The following is an 18511-nucleotide window of genomic DNA, read 5'->3' on the forward strand; positions in this document are numbered from 1 at the left end:
CCCCCAGCACTCGGCCCCGTACCAGGGCCAGCACCCGCAGCAGCCCCACCAGCAGCCCTACCCCGGCCCCGGCGGCTACTCCGACCCGCTCAAGGGCACCAACCCCGGCGTCAACACCTCGACCCCGTTCATCTGGGTGCTCGTCGTCCTGCCCCTCGTGCAGCTGATCGGCCTGGCACTCTGGGACATCCCCGACTACCTCGAGCGCACCGCCACGTTCACCCCGGGCGTCTACCAGTCGCCCTTCACTCCGGGCTACCTGGCCTACATGGGCATCGGCATCCTCGCCTACGCGCTGCCGGTCGTCCTCGCCTGGCTCGACCACCGAGCCCTCGTGGCCCGGGGTGTCGTCAAGCCGTTCCCGTGGCCGTGGGCGTTCTTGACGGTCGTCTCCGTCATCGGCCGCTCGGTCGTCGTGAAGCGCCGGACCGGTGGCGGCCTCGCCCCGCTCTGGCTCTACATCGTGGTGTACGTCGTCACGCTCTCGGTCGTGTTCTCGGTCTTCCTCTCGGCACTCGTCGAGTTCGCGCAGACCATGCCGTCGCTGCCGACCTCCCCGTAGTCGACGACGCGAGGCGCAGGAGGCGCGGGTCGCCCGAGCGGGCCGACCCGCGCCTCCTGCGTCCCCCTGCTGCGAGGATGGTCCGGTGACCTCCTCCACCGCACCCCGCCTCGGCCTGCTCCTCGACGTCGACGGCCCGATCGCCAGCCCCGTGACCCGCAGCATCGCGCTGCCCGAGATCACGCGCGACCTCGTGGCGCTCGCGGCCCTCGGCGCCCCGATCGTCTTCAACACGGGGCGCTCGGACGCCTTCATCCGCGACGAGGTCGTCCGCCCGCTGCTCGCGGCCGGACTGCCCGAGGGGTCGCGCGTGCACGGCGTCTGCGAGAAGGGTGCCGTCTGGTTCACGATCGGCCCCGAGCACGGCGCCGACGGCATCGGCCCGATCGAGGTCGACTCGTCGCTCGCCATGCCCGCCGACTTCGGTGCCGAGATGCAGGCGCTCGTCGCCGACGAGTTCGCCGACCTGGTCTTCTACGACACGACCAAGCACGCGATGGTCTCGATCGAGCAGCTCACGAGCGTCGAGTCGTCGACCTACCTGGCCCGACAGCGCGACCTCGACGAGAAGGCGATGCAGGCGCTGGTCCGCCGCGGGTTCGGCGTGCGCCGACTCGACGACGTGCGGCCCGACGCGTCCGGCGCCGTACAGTGGCGCGTCGACCCGACGATCATCTCGACCGACATCGAGTCGGTGCGGCTCGGGAAGGACCTCGGGGCCGAGCGCGCGCTCGAGCTGCTGGCGGCCGACGGCGAGCCCCCGCTCGCCTGGCGCACCGTCGGCGACTCCCGCAGCGACTACGCCATGGCCGACTGGCTGCACGCGCAGGGTCACGCGGTCGCCCACGTCGACGTCCGGCCCGCCGACGGCGTCCCCTCGACCCCCTACCCCGTGCTGACGAGCGCCACGGGCGCGATCCACGACGAGGCCGGCGCCGAGTTCCTCGCCGGCTGGCTGGCCGACCTGACCGCCTGAGTCCGGGACACGCCCGACGTGCCCCCCGGACGGGGTGAGACGGGTGAGTGTTCGCGGGCAACGGGTGTCACCTCCCCGCTGTCCACGCGGGCTGTGACCCGTTCGAGGGGGCTTGCCCCCCGAACGGGTGTCGTCGATCGGCTCGAACGACCCTGTACTGTTTCGACACGTCCCCGGAACGGTCCCCCGAAAGGCCCACACCGGAGACGAGCCCGTCGATCGAATGGCCCGAACCACTCGCAGTCGACGGACACGAAACGGGAGACCCGAACTCCCACCCGACCGCCGCCCACCCCGGCGCGTCACCTCGAGTCGCCGCTGTCGCCGACGCCCCTCCGGACGTCCGACGGCGGTTCCCCACCGCCGTCGGCGTCCGGTCGTCTCTCAGACCCGAACCCGGAGAGAACACGCATGTCCCGAACCATGCGCGTCCGCGACAGCGACGCCGACAACCGACCCCTGACCGGTGCACCCGACACCGACCCCACCCTCGACGTGGCACCTCGTTCGCGCAGCGAACTGAAGCGCCTCGCACACGACGAGGTGCGCGGGTCGCGGGCCCGCCCCTCGACCCGCATGACGAGCGACCACCACGCGTCGGTCGTCTCGCGCACCGAGGGGCGCGCGCACTCGCCGTTCATGGTGCTGCTCGTGCTGGCCTGCACCATGGGCATCCTGCTCTACGGGCAGTTCCTGCTGAACCCCGCCAACCGGGGCGACCTGCTGCCCTACGTCGCGGTCATCATCGCCGAGGCCGTCCTGGTCCTCCAGGCCCTGCTGGCGATGTGGCCCATCCTCTCGGGCGGTCAGACCCCCCGGGACTTCGACTTCCACTCGACGCAGGACACCCTGTACGACGAAGAGGCCATCGACCGCCTCGGCGTCCGCGACCAGCCGCACCTCTGGCCGATCGTCGTCGACGGCGAACGCAAGGTGGTCGACGTCTTCGTCACGGTCTACGGCGAGGAGCTCTCGAAGATCGCCATGACGGTCCAGGCCGCCGTCGCGATGCACGGCGAGCACCGCACCTGGGTGCTCGACGACGGCCGCAGCGACGAGGTCAAGGACCTCGCGGCGACGCTCGGCGCCCGCTACATCCGCCGGCTGACCAGCAACGGCGCCAAGGCGGGCAACGTCAACTACGCCCTGTCGGTGGCGAAGGGCGACTACTTCGCCATCTTCGACGCGGACTTCGTCCCCAAGCCGATGTTCCTGCACGAGACCGTGCCGTTCTTCGTCGACGAGAAGGTCGCCTTCGTGCAGACCCCGCAGTCGTACGGCAACCTCGTCAGCATCGTCAGCCGCGGCGCGGGCTACATGCAGGCCGTCTTCTACCGGTACATCCAGCCCGGTCGCAACCGCTTCAACGCGGCGTTCTGCGTGGGCACCAACGTCATCTTCCGCCGCGCGGCGATCGACGAGGTCGGCGGCATCGACACCGACTCGAAGTCCGAGGACGTCTGGACGAGCCTGTTCCTGCACGAGGCCGGCTGGCGGTCGATCTACATCCCGATGACGCTCGCGATCGGCGACGCCCCCGAGACCATCGAGGCCTACAGCAAGCAGCAGCTGCGCTGGGCGACCGGCGGCTTCGAGATCCTCTTCCGGCACAACCCGCTGAGCCCCCGTCGCACCCTGACGATGGACCAGCGGTTCCAGTACACGTTGACGGCGACGCACTACCTCACGGGCATCGCCCCGCTGCTGCTGATCATGGTGCCGCCGATGGAGATCTTCTTCGACCTGCGCCCGATGAACCTGCACATCTCCGTGCTGCAGTGGCTGCTCTTCTACTCGGGCTTCTACCTGCTGCAGATCGCGCTGGCGTTCTTCACCCTCGGGTCGTTCCGCTGGGAGGTCCTCATGCTGGCCTCCGTCTCGTTCCCGATCTACGTCAAGGCGTTGTGGAACGTGCTGAGCGGCAAGGACACCGCCTGGCACGTGACCGGCGGAGGCAAGGCGTCGAGTCCGTTCAACGTGCTCGTCCCCCAGGTGCTGTTCTGGCTCTTCCTGACCTTGACGTCGCTCGTGGCGATCTGGCGCGACTGGGACAACCGGGTGCTCACCCTGGCCACGGTCTGGAACCTGATCAACACCGCCGTGCTCTCGGCGTTCCTGCTCGCGGCCCTCCGCGAGGCGAAGGCGATCAAGCGGGCGTCCCGCTCGGGGTCGAGCGCCCGCACGACCGTCGCCGGTCCGGTCGGCACCGGCCCCGTGCCCGTGCAGGCCCTCCGCACCCAGATCGCACGACCGCTGCCCCGCAGCCACGACGAGTTCCTCGAGCTGTCGGCCGAGCAACGACACGAGCAACGGCGTCGTGACGACGAGCGTCGTCACCTGCTCGAGGCCCGACTGGCGGTCGTCGACGAGCACCGCTCCGACGAGCACCGCGCCGACGAGGCGCAGCACGCCGGAACGGCGACCGGACCCGACCGACACGACACGAACGACCGAGAGAAGGTGGTCTCATGACCTGGGGAAACAGGATCAAGATGACCGTGGGCATCCTCGTGGTGATCGCCCTCGTGGCCGTCTTCACCGTCATCTTCACGCAACGGCAGGCGCAGGTCATCAGCACCAGTGCGGCCATCGCGAGCCAGGACTTCTCCGTCGGCACCGACTACAGCGGCACGGTCACCTCCACCGACGCCGAGGTCGGCGACCGGGTCTCGAAGGGCGACGTCCTCTTCTCGCTCCAGAGCCCCTCGCTGCAGAAGGATCTCGCCGACGACGTGGTCGTCCCCGACACGGACGCCTACACGGTGGCCGACGACGGCACGATCACCTTCATGGCCACCGTCGACGGCACGCTGTCGCAGCTCGACGTCCGCGAGGGCGGGTTCCTCGGGTCGGGCACGTCCGTCGCCACGATCGAGAAGGCCGGCACGCTCTTCGTGGACGCCGACTTCACGCTCACGCCCCGCGACTACGAGCGCATCCAGGACGGCGCGACCGTCGACGTCATGCTGCCGAACCAGCAGGTCGTCGAGGGCAGCGTCGACCTGGTCAGCGTGCAGACCAAGGACGGTGCGGCCGCGGCCACGGTCCGCGTGGTCAGCGACCAGCTGAGCGAGGGGGCCTACAACGGCCTCGTCGCGAGCGGCACGCCGGTCGAGGCGACCATGCACCTGCGCGACGACGGCATCCTCGCGGGGCCGGTGGACACCATGCAGGACTTCCTGCGCCAGATCGGGGTCTGACGATCCCCGGCGCACGGAGCAAGACGACGGGTCGGTCCGACCGACGGGATCGTTCGGGATCACCGATCGGTTCCGGGCCGGCCCGTCACCCCCAGGAGGCGCGGGGCGGTACCCGCCGCGCCCCGCCCCCCCTGACCCCCCGCCGCGTGGCCGCGGGTGTCGCCCTCGGCACGGCCGGCGTGCTCGTGCTGGCCGGGTGCACCGGCGGCTCGGGCACGGACGGCGACACCACGGGCCGACCCGACGCCGGAGGCGACGTGTTCCCCGCCTCTCAGGTCGACCCCCTCGTGGCCGCCCTGCCGCAGGAGTCGGTCGGCGCCGTGCCGACCATGCGCCTCGCCGACGGGCTCGTCCCGCCGACCAACACCTGGTTCTCGGGGCTCGTGTTCGGCGCCGAGCCGACGCCCGTGTTCCCGTTCCCGATCTCGTTCCAGCTGACGGAGGCCGGCTTCGCCGCGGGTCTGCCGGTGCCGGTGGCCTCCGAGAAGGCGATCGTGTCGCCCGCCCTGCCCGACGTCACCCTCGACGTCGGCGCCTCGTCGACCGAGGTCAGCGCCTACGACGACGTCTCGGTCACGATCGCCCACCTCGACGGCGACACGGTGCCCGGTCACACGGCCGCCGCCGAGGGCCCCCCCCCCGTCTCGTCCCCCGCCGCGACCGCGCAGACCGCCCCCCCCGGCGCGGCCGTGCCCACCGCCGGCGAGGGGCGCGGCACGCTCACGATCGGCGACACGACGTGGGGCGTGGCCGTCACGGGCGGCGGCCTCGACGGCACGGCGGTCCGGCTCGACGAGGGCGGCTCGGTCGTGCTCGTGCCGCTGCCCGACGGAGCCACCGACGACCAGGGCGCGACGGTGCTCGACGCGGCCGCCCCGCCGCTGGCGTCGGTGACCACCGCGCACCGCGCCTCCGGGTCCGGGTCGTCGGCGGTGTCGACCACCGAGCTCGGCTACGAGACGGCCGCCGCGGGAGACACCCTGCTCGTGTCGGCCCCGCACATGGGCGACGCGGCGACGGGCGGCGGCACCGGGCTGAGCTACGAGACGATCTACGGCACCGGCCCGTTGTCCGTCGGTTCGACGCTGTCGTTCGACGCACCGGTCACGACGGCCTCGACCGAGCTCGACCTCTCGGGGCTGAGCGGCGACCAGAGGCAGCAGCTCGAGGACCAGGTCGAGGCCGACGTCGCGGCGACGGAGGCCCCCGCGGCGGACACCTACTTCGGCGGCAAGGCGCTCTACCGCGCGGCGATGCTGTTGCAGCTCGCCCGGCAGCTCGGCGACGACGCGTCGGCCGACACCCTCCGCACCTCCCTCGTCGACCGCCTCGACACCTGGACCGACCCCTCGGGCTGCGAGACGCGCGAGCAGGAGTGCTTCGTCTACGACCCCGCCGTGAAGGGGGTCGTCGGCAAGGTGGCCTCGTTCGGCTCGGACGAGTTCAACGACCACTACTTCCACTACGGCTACTTCCTCTACGCCGCCGGCGTGGTCGCGGCCGACGACCCCGAGCTGGCCGAGCGGTGGAGCCCCGTCATGGACCTGCTCGCGGCCGACATCGCCTCGGGCGCCGACAACGGGTCCTTCCCCGACCGACGGGCGTTCGACCCGTACTGGTCGCACAGCTGGGCCTCGGGCTACTCGCCGTTCGCCGACGGCAACAACCAGGAGTCGTCGTCCGAGGCGGTCACCGCCTACGCCGGCCTGTCGCTGTGGGCCGCGGCCACGGGCGACGACGCACTCGGCGACGAGGCGTCCTGGATGCTCAGCGCCGAGGCCTCGTCGGCGCTGGCCTACTGGCTGAACCCCGACCTGACCGGCCCGACGTCCGACGGCTACGACCACGAGATCGTGTCGCTGACCTGGGGCGGCAAACGCGACTACGGCACCTGGTTCTCGGCCGAACCGTCGGCGATCGCGGGCATTCAGCTGATCCCGCTCAGCCCGTCCTCGGTGTCGTACCTGACGTCGTCGGCCGCCGGCGGTGCCGAGCGGATCGCCGCCGTCGTCGCCGAGGCGAGCGCGTCCGGCTTCGACACGCCTCTGGGTGACTACGTGCTGATGTACTCGGCACTGCAGGGGCCCGACCAGGCCGCAGCGGCCCTGACGGCGCTCGCCGACCTGCCCGAGACGGGCATCGACGACGGCAACTCGCGGGCCTACGCGATGGCGTACGTCATGAGCGCCGGGGCGCGGTAGGGCGCAGAGGGCAGGAGGCGCGGGTCGTCAGCCGACGACGCGCACCGGGTCGACGAGACGCTGCACGCTGCCGTCGGGGTGGTTCGCCACGAGCGCGCCGCCCCAGAAGCCGAGCTGGTCGCGGTCGGTGTCGAGCTGCCAGAGGCGGTGGCCGTCGGACAGGTCGAAGGCGGTGACCGTCGACGTGCGCCCACTCGAGGTGGTCGCGGCGTAGCCGGTCGTGCGACCGACCAGCGCGATCTGGGACTCGCCCGGCACCACCGCCCGGGCCACCTCGTGGCCGGACGCCGCGTCGAGCAGGCGGACGGTGCGCTCGGCCGCCTCGTCCGACGTGAGGTCGCCCGAGACCGCCGCCGCGCCTCCTGGTTCGAAGGTCTGGGCGAAGACGAGCGACCCCCGGTCGCCGGCCGGATCGGTCGTGACCCGGGCGAGCCCGTGACGGCGGTCGCGGGGCGGGGTGGTCCAGAGCTCGGCACCCGTGCGTCGGTCGACGCAGACCACGCCGGGCGTCGTCGAGAAGACGAGGCAGTCGTCGGTCGTCTGCACCCCGCGGTCCTGGCGGAGGCCGTGCCGCCAGAGCTCGCGGCCGTCGAGCGAGAGCGCGACGACGGTGCCGTCGGTGTCGTCGGTCGAGGTGGGGATCGCGGGATCGAGGCCCACCACGACGAGGTCGCCGTCGACGACGAGGGGGGTGGCGGTCGGCAGGGCGGGTCCCCAGGCGTGCGTGTCGCCGGTGCGTCCGTCGACCGCGGGGATCGTGCCGCCGGCGAGGACGAGCAAGCCGTCCGGGGTCAGGGCCTCGTCCTGGCTGCCGGGGGTCGCGCCCGTCCACACGGGGGTGTCGAGGTCGTCGGCGGCGTAGAGCGAGAACTCGCCCGTGCCGGGCTCGGCGTCGTAGTAGACGCGCGAGTCCTGGTACGAGAACTGCGGGTCGCTCGAGACGAGGGCCCAGGAGGCGGTGGCGTCGGTCAGGCGGGCGCGTCCGTTCGGCGAGGTGGTCACGTCGGTCAGCTCGCCGGTGCCGAGGTCGAGCCGGGCGTACGCCGGGGCGAACCCGCCCCCGCCGAAGCCCAGCGTCGAGACGAGGGTCGTGTCGCCGGCGTGGTCGGCGGGCCAGACCTGGACGAAGCCGCTGCCGGCGTCGAGCTCGGTGCCGAGGTCGACCCACCAGCGGACGGTGCCGTCGACGGGGTCCACGCGCGCGAGTCGGCTGACGGGCTGCGCGGTGCTGCCGAAGCCGCCGTCGAACCGGCCGGCGGGGGCGCGGGCGTCCCCCGGGCCGGTGCCGTCGGCGCCCGCGGCGCCGCCGGCGCTGACGAGGACGGCGCCGCCGAGCCGGTCGGGCCCCACCGCGGTCTCGGCCTGCCAGAGCAGGCAGCGGCCCTGGTCCGCCGGCACGCCGACGTCGGCGGGCGTGAGCGTCCACGATTCCGGGCCGGGCTCGTGGCGCAGGTCGGCGCCGACGCCGCCGTCGCGCGCGGGGGCCGACGAGTACCGCGGTGCCTCGACCAGGCCGACGGTCGTGACGAGCGCTGCGGCGACGACGACCGCGGCGGTCACGAGCGCGAGCCGACGAGGGCGGGAGGCGCGGTGCCCGACGGCGGCCCCGCGGGGGCGGGCGCGCGCGAGCGGCTGGTCGCTCGGGCGGGCGTCGTCCGGCCCCCCGCCATGCTACGAGTCGGGTGCGGGGGCGGGCCGTGAGCGGTCCCGGGGTCGCGACCCGCGCCTCCTGGGCTCCCGGGGTCGGCCGTTAAGCTGGTGCGGGCCGTCCGGTCCCGCCTGTCGGTGCCCGAGCGGCGCCGCTCGTTCGCCCTGTCATCGCCCGTCCCTCGAAGGAGCCGTGCCATCGAAGCCGTCGTCATCTCGCTGCTCGCCCTGGCGATCGTCGTGCTCGTGGTGATCCAGGTGATCTACCGTCGCCGCGTGCTCCAGCGCCGAGAGGCCGCCGGCCAGCGGGTCGTCGGTCGTGGCACCTACGTCGTGTTCGGCGTCATGGCGGCGTTCTTCCTCTTCGCGGTGTTCGTGTTCCCGTTGCTGGTGCGGGGGTAGCTCGTGTCGCACGAGACGCGCCCTGCCGACGCGGCCGATCTCGAGGCGTGCCTGGCGATCTGGGTCGCGGCGTGTGCCGCGCGCGACGGGCGGGCGTTCGACGGGGTCGCCGAGCGGGCCCGGCCGAAGTTCGACGCGGGCGTCGTCTGGCTGATCGCGGACGGCGTCGACGGGGTCGACGGCTTCGTGCTCGCGACCCGCCCGGGCAGCGGCCTGCCCGCAGACCCGGTCGACGCCCCGGTGCTCGGCCTGTTGGCGACCGCTCCCGACGCCCAGGCGCGAGGGCTGGGGCGTGCGCTGCTGAGAGAGGCCACCGCGCGGCTGGCCTCGCTCGGGTACGAGCGCGCCGTGTTGCACGCACTCCTCGACAACGTCGCCGCGGTCGGGCTCTACGAGAGCGAGGGGTGGGTCGCCGCCGGCGAACCGTTCGAGCACTCGTTGTTGAGGCGGCCCTCGCAGCGGTTCGACCGGGTGCTCTGAGCGGAGCGGCTCAGCCACCCTCGGGGCGGGCGAAGCCGGAGCGGAACGCGAAGACGGCCGCCTGCACGCGGGTGCGGCTGTCGGTCTTGGCCAGCAGGCTCGAGATGTGGCTCTTGACGGTCGCTGTGCTCACGAAGAGTTCTCGGGCGATGTCGACGTTGCTGAGGCCGCGCGCGACGGCGTCGAGCACGTCCCGCTCGCGGTCGCTCAGCGAGTCCAGGGCCGCCCGGTGGCGCACGGCGTCCGGCGACGCGGGGGCCGGGGCGACCCGTTGCTCGATGAGGGCCCGCGTCATGGCCGGGTCGATCAGGGAATCGCCGCGGGCCGCCGACCGCACGGCGGCGGCGATGAGGTCGGGCCCGGAGTCTTTCAGCAGGAAGCCCGAGGCGCCGGCCGCGATGCCGTCGAACAGGTGCTCGTCGTCGTCGAAGGTCGTGATGAGGACCACGGCGCAGCCGATCGCCGGCACGATGCGTCGCGTGGCCGAGATGCCGTCGAGCCGGGGCATCCGGATGTCCATCACGACGACGTCGGGTCTCAGGGCGAGGGCGTCGGTGACGGCGCCCTCGCCGTCGGCGCTCTGCCCGACGACGTCGACGTCCGGTTCGGCGTCGAGCATCGTCGCGAGCCCGGCTCGGGCGATCGCTTGGTCGTCGACCACCAGCCCCCGCAGCGTCATGCCGCCCGCCCGGCCGTCGACGCGGCAGCCGGTCGACGCGGCAGCCGGGGCCCACGCCGCAGCCGCCGTGGCCGGCGCCGCCGGTGCCGGTGCCGGTGCCGGCGCCGGCGCCGGCAGTTCGGCCCGGACCTGCCCACCGGCCCCCTCGGGGCCCGGCCCCGCGACCAGCGCGCCGCCGAGGGCACCGACCCGATCGCGCAGGGACGGCAGGCCGGCTCCGCCTCGGGGCACGTCGGGGAACCGTTCGCGGGCGGGGCCCGGGTCGGTCACCGTGACGACCGTCACGCCGGACGCGTCGTCGACGGTGACGTGCACGCGGTGCGCCGACGGGTGCAGCATCGCGTTCGTCATTCCCTCGCGCACCACGGCGAGGACCGCGGCGCGACGCTCGGTCGGCAGGTCGTCGCCGTCGAGGTGCACCGCGCTGTCGACCTCGTAGCCGAGTGACGTCAGGCGGTGCGTCATCTGCGCCAGTTCGTCGATGACCGACGTCGCCCCGGTGGCGCCTCCGGGTGCCGCCCGGAGCACGCGCAGCACCCCGCGGATGCGGCCCCGGACGTCCTGCCCGCCCGCGGCGATGTCCCTCATGGCCGGGGCCAGCTGCTCGGGGTGCTCGTCGGCGACCCGCAGGGCGGCCTGCGCCCGGATGACCAGGGCGGCGACGTGGTGGCCGACCTCGTCGTGGACGTCCCGGGCGATGCGGGTGCGTTCGTGCTCGGCGATGCGGGCGACCTCGCCCGCCCGCAGCACGAGCAGCTCACGGTTCGTCCTCGCGAGCTCGGTCGTGGCCTCGCGCTGCCGCCGGAGGAGGAGGGCGACCACCACGACGAGGCCGCACGCCATGAGCCGGCCGAGCACGACCGAACGGTCCTGCCCCACGTCCGACAGCAGCACCTGCGAGAGGGGCACTCCCTGGACGCCCGCCGCGGCGACGTCGCGCCAGGGCAGCACGACGAGCACGGCCAGGGTGGCGAAGGTCGCCGCGCTGGCGAACACCGGCCCGCGACCCGAGATGGTCAGGAAGACCACGACGGCGAGGGGCAGGCGCGCCCCGGGCGGCCCGAGGTAGAGGCCGTACAGCGCCGGGGGGAGGGGTGCGAGGGTCGTGTAGGCCGTGAAGCCGGTGACGACGGCCAGCGTCTCGACGGGCCACCGGTCGAGGGCCGCGCACGCGACCAGCGCCACGACGCCGAGGTAGAGGTACCCCGGGAGCGCCTGCGGGTACCACTCGAGTCGCAGAGCGAGGGCGAGCCCGCCGAAGTAGGCGACCCCGACCAGCGCCAGCACCACGAGTCGGGTGCGTCCCCACCCGGCCGTCGTGGTCCCGTTCGTCTGCACGGCCTCCACGCTAACGCCGACCCCGCGCCGTGGCCTCGGCCGAAAGGACCAATCCGGCGGGGTCGGCCGTGCGGGCCAGGTCGAGCAGCTCGGCTGCGGCCCCGCGCGCGTCGGTGCTCGTCGGGCGCGGCACGGGCTCCGCCTCGAGGCAGCGGGCCAGCAGCCGCTCGACCAGGCCCGTACGGCGGGCGAGGGCCGCGGCGTCGAGGGGGCCCGGCAGGATGCGGGCCTCGCCGGGGTCCCGCACGGGCCGGGCGGTCACCAGCGCGGTCAGGTTGACGTCGGCGTACTGCGGCAGCCCGGTGCCCGCGGCGGCCGACTGCAGCTGCGACCAGTCCAGGGTCGTCGCCGAGCCCGGCTGGTCCGCGCGGGCGACGAGCTCGACCAGGGCGGACGGCAGCGGCGCCCGGCGCGGGCACGCGGGGTTCGTCCCCAGCGCGGCCCGCAGGGGCTCGTGCCACCACGAGAAGAGGCGCACCAGGTTCGAGAAGGCAGCGACCGATCGGAACGGGGCACCGTCGAGGTGCAGGTGCACGGCCGCCTCGACGGGCACCGTGAAGCCGAGTTCGCGGGCCGGCCCGAGCAGGCGCTCGAGGGCGGCCTCGTGGTCGGCGACGAGCGGCGGCGTGACGATCTCGCACGGTCGCTCGCGTCCCGCTGCCAGCGCCGAGGCCAGGGCGATGCTCGAGCCCGCACCGTCGCGCAGGCGACGCACGGCGCCGACCGTCTCGACCGTGCTGCCGAAGAGGGTGGCCGCGTCGTCGAGGGCGCGGTCGAAGGGCGTGTCGGGGGACGAGTGCCGGGCCACGAGACGCAGGAGGCGCGGGTCGTCGGACAGCACACGGTACGACCGGTCGTCGGGCGGGACCGCGTCGGCGGGGCGCGTGTCCGTCGAGGACCCGGCCCGCGCCTCCTCGTGGTCACGGCGGAGGTCGTCGACGAGCGTGACGTCGTCGACGAGCTCGGCGACGGGGCCGCCGCGGGCGTCGGAGACGACGTAGCCCGGCGTCAGGTGCCAGAAGTGGCCCATGCCCGGCACGAGCGACGGCTCGGAGTCCGTGTGGAAGATGCGGGTGACCTGACCGTCGAGGTCGCTCGCGAGACGGTCGGCGAGGGTGCGCCGGCTCGATCCGGGCGGGGCCAACAGCTCGATCTCGAAGCCGATGCGGGAGTGGAGGGTCGTCATGGGGCTTCCGGGTCGAGGTCGGGGGCGGTGCGGGTGCTGCTGGTCGTGCGGACCGGGCGGCGGCGCCACCGCCCGGTCCGGCCGCCCGGTCCTGTCGCCGGAGCGGGCGGCCCGGTCGGGCCGTCCGTCGGGCGGGGCGGGCTCAGAGGGGCAGGTCGTCCCCGGCCAGGAGGGCGGCGCCGGCGCGCACCACGGCCGAGCGGGTGTCGCTCTGCCACAGGCCGGCCAGCTGGGCCGCCTCGGCGTCGCCGTAGCCGACGAGGGTGAAGGCCCGGGCGTCCTGGTCGTCGGTGTACGAGGGCGGCGCGGTGGGCACCTGTTCGTGGGCGAGCAGCAGGCCGCCGACCTTCGCCTTGGCCGTCGCGACGTCGTCGCTGCCCCAGGCCACGGCGAGCCCGAGGGCCTGGGTGAAGTCGTCCTGGAACGTCGTGTCGGTGCCCGCGGCGAAGAAGGCGGCTTCGCGTTGCTCGTCGGTGTAGGCCGTCGTCGTGGCTGCACCCGCCGCGAAGGGCAGCGCCGTGCCGGCCGTGAGTGCGGCTCCCGCCTTACCCTTCGCCGTGGTCTGGTCCACTCCCCAGACGACCGCGAGGTTGAGGGCGTCGTCGGCGTAGGGCGAGGCGGCGAAGGCGGCCAGGTCGGCCGCGGTGTACGTGACCTTGGGCACGGTCGCCGTCGTGGGCTCCGACGCCGCCTGGGCGGCGGGCGAGCTGCCCGGAGCCGCGAGGGCGCCGAGTGCCCCGAGTCCGGCGATCGAGCCGGCGAGGGCGCAGGCGACGGCCGCGGTCGCCCCCACCCGGCGGAAGGCGCTGCCGGTCGAACGGCGCGCGGTGCCGGAGCGGTCGGTGCCGAGGCCCCGGGTCGTCGCGGTCGCGTCGCGGGTGTGGGTCGTGTCGGTCGTGTCGTTCATGTCGGTCTCCTCGGTCGTTCGTCAGGTCGGTCGATCGGGGTGACGTGGTCCGTCACTCCGCGACAACGGCCGACGCTAGGAGCCGTCGACACCGGGCGACAAGGCTTCGGGCCGGGGTCTGGCCGGTCGGCGGCGGACGATGGCCGTCGGGACGACTCCGTCGCGCCCCGGCCTCCTCCGAAGGGATGGTCCCGGGACGATTCTCCCGGAATGCCGGCCGGCTGTGTCGAGCCGCGTCACCCGCCGGCCACGACCGCCGTGCCGTCTCCGAGGCGGCGGATGAGGCCGTCCTGGGTCGTCACGACGAGGTGCGGCCCCCAGAACTCGGACGCCAGCAGCCCGTCACGGGCCGTCCGCCAGAGTTCTCGGCCGCTGGCCCGGTCGAGGGCGACGACCGCCAGTCGCCCGTCGACCCCGAAGATCTGCAGGTAGACGGTCGTGCGTCCCTGGGCTAGCGGTGCCGTGTACCCGGGCAGGGTCGCCTCGGAGACCACGCGCCCGTCGTCGGCATCGAACGTCGTGACGGTCGACGTCTCGTCGCCGAAGCCGCTGGACGGTGAGACGGTGACCTGCACCTCGTCGTACGCGGAGCTCGGCGAGGGGTTCCACCCCGACTGCACCGTCTGCCCGCTGGCGACGAGGACCGTCGTCGACCACACGGTCTCGCCCGTCGAGGGCGACAGGCAGGTGATCGAGGCCCGGCCCTCGGGCTCGTCCGCGTCGGCGGTGTCGCCCGTGTCGTCCGAGTCCCTCGGCCCGGCGACCACCGGGTCGCCGCTGGCGACGGTGGACGTGACCGTGACGCACCGATCCGACACGATGAGCGAGGCGTCGGCCGACAGGTCGGCCGTCCAGTCCACGGTGCCCGGCCGCTCCTGCGAGAAGGCGACGAGCTGCTGCCCGGAGGGCGCGGCGAGCGTCACGACCACGTGGTCGCCGGCCGCCTGGGGCCAGCCGTACGTGTCGTCGTCGATCGGCAGGCGGTGCTCGTCACCGGTGCCGGCGTCGATCACCCGTGACCCGTCCCCGGCCGACGTCAGCACGTAGAACTCGTCGTCGACGAGCCTCACCGTGGCCTGCGACGGTTCGTCGCCCTGCCACGAGACGGTGTCGAGATCGTCGAGGACGTGGAGCTCGAACCGCGTGACGTCGTCCTCGTCGGTGGTCGGCCCCGAGCCGTCGGCCCCGAACCGGGACCGGGGCTGGTGCGAGACCAGGACGCTGGTCGTCGAGACCTCCTCGATCCGCGTCACCTGGTCGCGGTCGGCCGATTCGACGGCCGCGGACCGGTCGGTCACCTCGCCCGTCCGCAGGTCCAGCCGGGCCAGGGTCGACCCGGCGTCGAGCTCGACGACCAGGGTGGCCGCTCGTCCGTCGACGTCCGGGGTCACCCAGACCGACCGAACCGCCCGGCCGAGGGCCGTGGCCACGTTCGAGTTCCACTCGAGGGCGCCCGTGCCGCCGTCCACCCGGGCGAGACGCCCTCCGGCGCCACCGCACCGGTCCGACAACTCGGTCGACTGGGCCGCGAGCAGCGCGTCGTCGCCCACCATGCCGATCCGCCCCCAGGCCACGCAGCCCTCCGGCGTGCCGGGCGTCGAGGCGCCGGCCAGGTCGGTCTGCCAGACGGTCGCCGTGGGCTCTCCGCGCAGGTCGTCGACCAGCATCGCCGGGCGCACCGGCTCGTCGTACCGCGGTTGCATCGCGAGGCCCGCCCCTGCGACGAGGGCGGTCACCACGGCGACGGCGCCGACCGTCAGCCCCAGGCGGCGACCCCGGGAGGCGCGGGTCCAGACCCGGCGCAGCGCACGACCCGCCCGGCGGCCGGCCGCCTGCAGCGGAGGCGGCTGCGCGCGCCTCCCTGCTCCGGTCGGCTCGACCCCGTCGCCCTCGTCGCGAGCGTCGGCCTCGGCGCGGGCATCGCGGTCGGGGAGGCGTTCGGCAGTCGAGGCGGGCGCGGTCGGGGAGTCGACCCGCGCCTCCCACGCTGCCGCCGGGCGCCCAGGGCGCTCGGGCTGCCACGACCGTCCGCTCACACCGCCCCCTCCCACCGGCCATGCTACGAGACGCGACCGGTCCGCCGGTATGCTGGCGCGTCGTCCCCCGAGACGGGGCCACACCGACCGTCGGCACCACCCGCCCGCACCACCCGCGCGCACCACCCCAGGAGGCAGCATGAGCACCGTCCCCAAGGCCCGGGGGCTCAGCACCCTGTGGCGCACCAAGTCGGTCGAGTCGTCGCTCGCCGACTCGACGGGGCCCGAGAACGGGCTGAAGCGCTCGCTCGGCGTCACCGACCTGACCCTCATGGGCATCGCCGTCGCGGTCGGGGCCGGCATCTTCTCGGTGGGCGCCAACGCCGCCGCGAACTTCGCGGGCCCGGGCGTCACGCTGTCGTTCCTCCTCGCGGCCGTCACCTGCGGCCTCGCGATCATGTGTTACGCCGAGTTCGCCTCGACCATCCCCGTCGCGGGCAGCGCGTACACCTTCACCTACGCCACCCTCGGTGAGTTCCTGGCCTGGATCATCGGGTGGGACCTCATCCTCGAGACCCTCACCGGCGCCGCCGTCCTGGCCAAGTACTGGGGCATCTACCTCAGCACCGTGTTCTCCGGCTTCGGCCTCGACGTGCCCAACAGTCTGTCGATCGGGCCGCTCGAACTGAGCTGGGCGCCGTTCGTCATCGTCGCGTTCTTCACCGTGCTGCTCGTCCTGGGCACACAGCTCAGCTCGCGGGTCGGCAGCGTCTTCACGGTGATCAAGGTCGCGATCGTGCTGTTCGTCATCGTGGTCGGCTTCTTCTTCGTCAAGGCGTCGAACTACACGCCGTTCGTCCCCGCGTCGCAGCCCCGCTCGGCCGGAGAGGGCGACGTCTGGACGCAGTCCCTCTTCTCGTTCGTCTCGGGTGCCGAGCCCGCGCAGTACGGCGTCTTCGGCCTGCTCGCTGGTGCCTCGCTCGTCTTCTTCGCCTTCATCGGGTTCGACGTCGTCGCGACCAGCGCCGAAGAGGTCAAGAACCCGCAGAAGACCATGCCCCGCGGCATCTTCCTGGGCCTCGCCATCGTCACCGTGCTCTACGTGATGGTCTCGATCGTGCTCACCGGCATGGTGTCGTACCGCGACCTCGCCGCCGTCGAGGCCCCGACCCTGGCCACGGCCTTCGACCTGGTCGGCGTCGGCTGGGCGGCCCAGGTCATCGCGATCGGAGCCCTGATCGGCCTGACCACGGTCATCATGGTGCTGCTGCTCGGTCTCGCCCGCATCGTCTTCTCGATGGCGCGTGACGGCCTGCTGCCCCGCTGGCTCGCGAAGACCTCGGCCGTCCGTAAGACGCCCGTGCGCGTCCAGGTCATCGCCGGCGTCGTCGTCGCCCTGATCGCCGGCTTCACGGACGTCGGAGTCCTCGAAGAGATGATCAACATCGGCACGCTGTCGGCCTTCGTGCTGGTCAGCATCGGCGTCATCGTGCTGCGTCGCACGCGGCCCGACCTGCCGCGCGCGTTCCGGGTGCCGCTCTCGCCCGTGCTGCCGATCCTGTCGGCGGTGCTCTGCGTGTGGCTGATGTTCAACCTGACCACCCTCACCTGGGCGCGGTTCGCCGTCTGGCTCGTGATCGGCGTCGTCGTGTACTTCGCCTACGGGCGTCGGCACTCGCGGGTCGGGCTCGGCGAGGACGCCGCCGCTCCGGTGCCCGCCGTCGACGCCGGTGGCCAGCCGCGCTGAGCGGCACCGCCGATCGACGAAGAACCCCGTTCCGGATGACGAACCCCGAATCTTCGGGGTTCATCGTCCGGAACGGGGTTCTTCGCCGTGTGCCGCGGGGGTGACCGGCACGGGGGGTGACCGGCGCGGCCGGGCCGAGCGCGCCTCCTAGGGGTCAGGAGGCGCGGCGCCGGTCAGGAGGTCTGGGGCAGCCCAGGAGGGGCGGCGCCGGTCAGGAAGCCGGGGGCGTGTCGAGCGCGTCGACCGCGGCGACGACCTCGTCGACCTCGGTGCGGGTCGTGTAGTCGACGTGGACGTCGGCGAAGACGACCTTGCCGTCACGGTCGACGACGAGGACGGTCGGGAACGGCACGTCGGCGGTCGCGTCGGCGTTGCTGTCGGCGACGTCGAAGCCGAGGCCGGAGTGCACCGCGCGGGCGGCCGCGACCGGCTCGGTCTGGATGCCCAGAGCCCGGACGAGCACGTTGCCCGGGTCGGACAACACGGGGAACTCGAGGCCGCCGTTCGCGACGGACCGTTCGCTGCCCTCGGGGGTCTGCGGGCTGATCGCGACCAGGGCGACACCGCGCTCGCGCAGCTCGGGCAGCAGGTCGGCCTGGTAGGTCTTGAGCGTCAGGTTGCAGTACGGGCACCAGGCGCCGCGGTAGAAGACCAGGACGGCCGGACCCTCGCCGACGGTCTCCGACAGCGAGACCTCGTCGCCGGCGGTCGTGACGAGCGTGGCGTCCACGATGGTGTCGCCCACGCGGACGGCGGCGGCGGGGACACCGGAGTCGCGCAGACCCGACTGCTCGTCGTCGAAGACCTTCGTGGCGTCCGCGCCGATCTGGGCGTTGAAGCCCTCGGTGAACTCGGTCACCTGGTCGGCGATGGTGGCGGGGGAGCTCGGCTCGGGGGTCGACATGGGGTCCTCTCGGCGGTGCGGTGGCGCGTCGGGTACGCGCCGTCGACGACGACCGGTCGCCGGCACCGCGCCCCGGGGAGGCGCGGTGCGGGACGTCCCGTGTGGGCACGTCCGATCGCCGACGTCGAGCGTAGACGGTACGACCTGTGGCGTCCGCCCGGGACGCTGCCGCGTCCCCGTGGTCGACGGTGCCGGGGGACGGGCCGTCCCCCCGCCCGGGGGGCCCTCGGCCCTGGGGGGCGTGTTGGCCGGTCCGATGCAGACATTCCTCCCGGACGCGGCCCTGCGAGCCAGCGTCGTGGGGCC

General features: G+C 73.6%; 14 protein-coding genes. 8 read left to right on the top strand and 6 right to left on the bottom strand.

The genetic code is table 11. The features are described 5' to 3' along the window. From AEQ27_RS17625 to AEQ27_RS17970, 5 genes are all read left to right on the top strand, one after another. Positions 1 to 562, top strand: a 562-nt coding sequence (locus AEQ27_RS17625; RefSeq protein WP_054145224.1) for a hypothetical protein, incomplete at its 5' end; no start/stop codon positions are given. Between the two features lie 85 nt (positions 563 to 647). Then, complete coding sequence (locus AEQ27_RS02330) at positions 648 to 1538, top strand: hypothetical protein (protein WP_054145225.1); 891 nt, start codon at positions 648 to 650, stop codon at positions 1536 to 1538. Between the two features lie 411 nt (positions 1539 to 1949). Further along, the gene (locus AEQ27_RS02335) at positions 1950 to 4010 is read left to right on the top strand and encodes a glycosyltransferase (RefSeq protein ID WP_054145226.1); all 2061 of its coding nucleotides are present in this window, start codon (positions 1950 to 1952) and stop codon (positions 4008 to 4010) included. Beyond that, on the top strand, positions 4007 to 4738 hold the full coding sequence (locus tag AEQ27_RS02340; RefSeq protein ID WP_054145227.1) for an HlyD family efflux transporter periplasmic adaptor subunit: 732 nt from the start codon (positions 4007 to 4009) through the stop codon (positions 4736 to 4738). Before AEQ27_RS02335 ends, AEQ27_RS02340 begins: the two co-directional genes overlap by 4 nt. 146 nt (positions 4739 to 4884) lie before the next feature. Further along, positions 4885 to 6939 (top strand): glycosyl hydrolase, encoded by a 2055-nt coding sequence (locus AEQ27_RS17970; RefSeq protein ID WP_054145228.1) that lies wholly within the window; start codon positions 4885 to 4887, stop codon positions 6937 to 6939. A 27-nt stretch (positions 6940 to 6966) separates the two neighbouring features. Here AEQ27_RS17970 and AEQ27_RS02350 read toward each other — a convergent pair whose 3' ends face one another. Beyond that, the gene (locus AEQ27_RS02350) at positions 6967 to 8499 is read right to left on the bottom strand and encodes a PQQ-binding-like beta-propeller repeat protein (protein ID WP_054145229.1); all 1533 of its coding nucleotides are present in this window, start codon (positions 8497 to 8499) and stop codon (positions 6967 to 6969) included. Positions 8500 to 8697: 198 nt separating this feature from the next. Between AEQ27_RS02350 and AEQ27_RS02355 the strand changes: the two genes are divergently transcribed. Next, positions 8698 to 8988, top strand: coding sequence for a hypothetical protein (locus AEQ27_RS02355; protein ID WP_054145230.1), 291 nt, complete (start codon positions 8698 to 8700; stop codon positions 8986 to 8988). Positions 8989 to 8991: 3 nt separating this feature from the next. Further along, positions 8992 to 9468, top strand: coding sequence for a GNAT family N-acetyltransferase (locus AEQ27_RS02360; RefSeq protein WP_054145231.1), 477 nt, complete (start codon positions 8992 to 8994; stop codon positions 9466 to 9468). Positions 9469 to 9478: 10 nt separating this feature from the next. Here the strand turns inward: AEQ27_RS02360 and AEQ27_RS18660 are convergent, their stop codons facing one another. The 4 genes from AEQ27_RS18660 to AEQ27_RS02380 all read right to left on the bottom strand — a co-directional run bounded on the left by AEQ27_RS18660 (position 9479) and on the right by AEQ27_RS02380 (position 15614). After that, entirely contained in the window at positions 9479 to 11485 is a 2007-nt protein-coding gene (locus AEQ27_RS18660) for a response regulator transcription factor family protein (RefSeq protein ID WP_152970095.1), read from the bottom strand. Between the two features lie 10 nt (positions 11486 to 11495). Next, entirely contained in the window at positions 11496 to 12671 is a 1176-nt protein-coding gene (locus AEQ27_RS02370; protein WP_054145232.1) for an amidoligase family protein, read from the bottom strand. Positions 12672 to 12813: 142 nt separating this feature from the next. Then, a complete protein-coding gene (locus tag AEQ27_RS02375) occupies positions 12814 to 13578 on the bottom strand; it encodes a hypothetical protein (RefSeq protein WP_054145233.1) in 765 nt (254 codons plus the stop codon). A gap of 236 nt (positions 13579 to 13814) precedes the next feature. Next, positions 13815 to 15614, bottom strand: coding sequence for a PQQ-binding-like beta-propeller repeat protein (locus tag AEQ27_RS02380; protein ID WP_054145234.1), 1800 nt, complete (start codon positions 15612 to 15614; stop codon positions 13815 to 13817). A 139-nt stretch (positions 15615 to 15753) separates the two neighbouring features. Here AEQ27_RS02380 and AEQ27_RS02385 point away from each other — a divergent pair, with 139 nt between their 5' ends. Beyond that, positions 15754 to 17301, top strand: a complete 1548-nt coding sequence (locus tag AEQ27_RS02385; protein WP_054145235.1) for an APC family permease — start codon at positions 15754 to 15756, stop codon at positions 17299 to 17301. Between the two features lie 211 nt (positions 17302 to 17512). Here AEQ27_RS02385 and AEQ27_RS02390 read toward each other — a convergent pair whose 3' ends face one another. Further along, complete coding sequence (locus AEQ27_RS02390) at positions 17513 to 18205, bottom strand: peroxiredoxin-like family protein (protein ID WP_054145236.1); 693 nt, start codon at positions 18203 to 18205, stop codon at positions 17513 to 17515. Positions 18206 to 18511: the final 306 nt, after the last annotated feature.

The sequence above is a fragment of the Frigoribacterium sp. RIT-PI-h genome (assembly GCF_001297205.1).
Classification (GTDB): Bacteria; Actinomycetota; Actinomycetes; order Actinomycetales; family Microbacteriaceae; genus Frigoribacterium.

Bases quoted from the DNA above. Each gene is read 5' to 3' on its own strand.
- AEQ27_RS02335 (WP_054145226.1), top strand. From the start codon at position 1,950: ATGTCCCGAACCATGCGCGTCCGCGACAGCGACGCCGACAACCGACCC.
- AEQ27_RS02340 (WP_054145227.1), top strand. From the start codon at position 4,007: ATGACCTGGGGAAACAGGATCAAGATGACCGTGGGCATCCTCGTGGTG.
- AEQ27_RS02370 (WP_054145232.1), bottom strand. From the start codon at position 12,671: ATGACGACCCTCCACTCCCGCATCGGCTTCGAGATCGAGCTGTTGGCC.
- AEQ27_RS02375 (WP_054145233.1), bottom strand. From the start codon at position 13,578: ATGAACGACACGACCGACACGACCCACACCCGCGACGCGACCGCGACG.
- AEQ27_RS02385 (WP_054145235.1), top strand. From the start codon at position 15,754: ATGAGCACCGTCCCCAAGGCCCGGGGGCTCAGCACCCTGTGGCGCACC.
- AEQ27_RS02390 (WP_054145236.1), bottom strand. From the start codon at position 18,205: ATGTCGACCCCCGAGCCGAGCTCCCCCGCCACCATCGCCGACCAGGTG.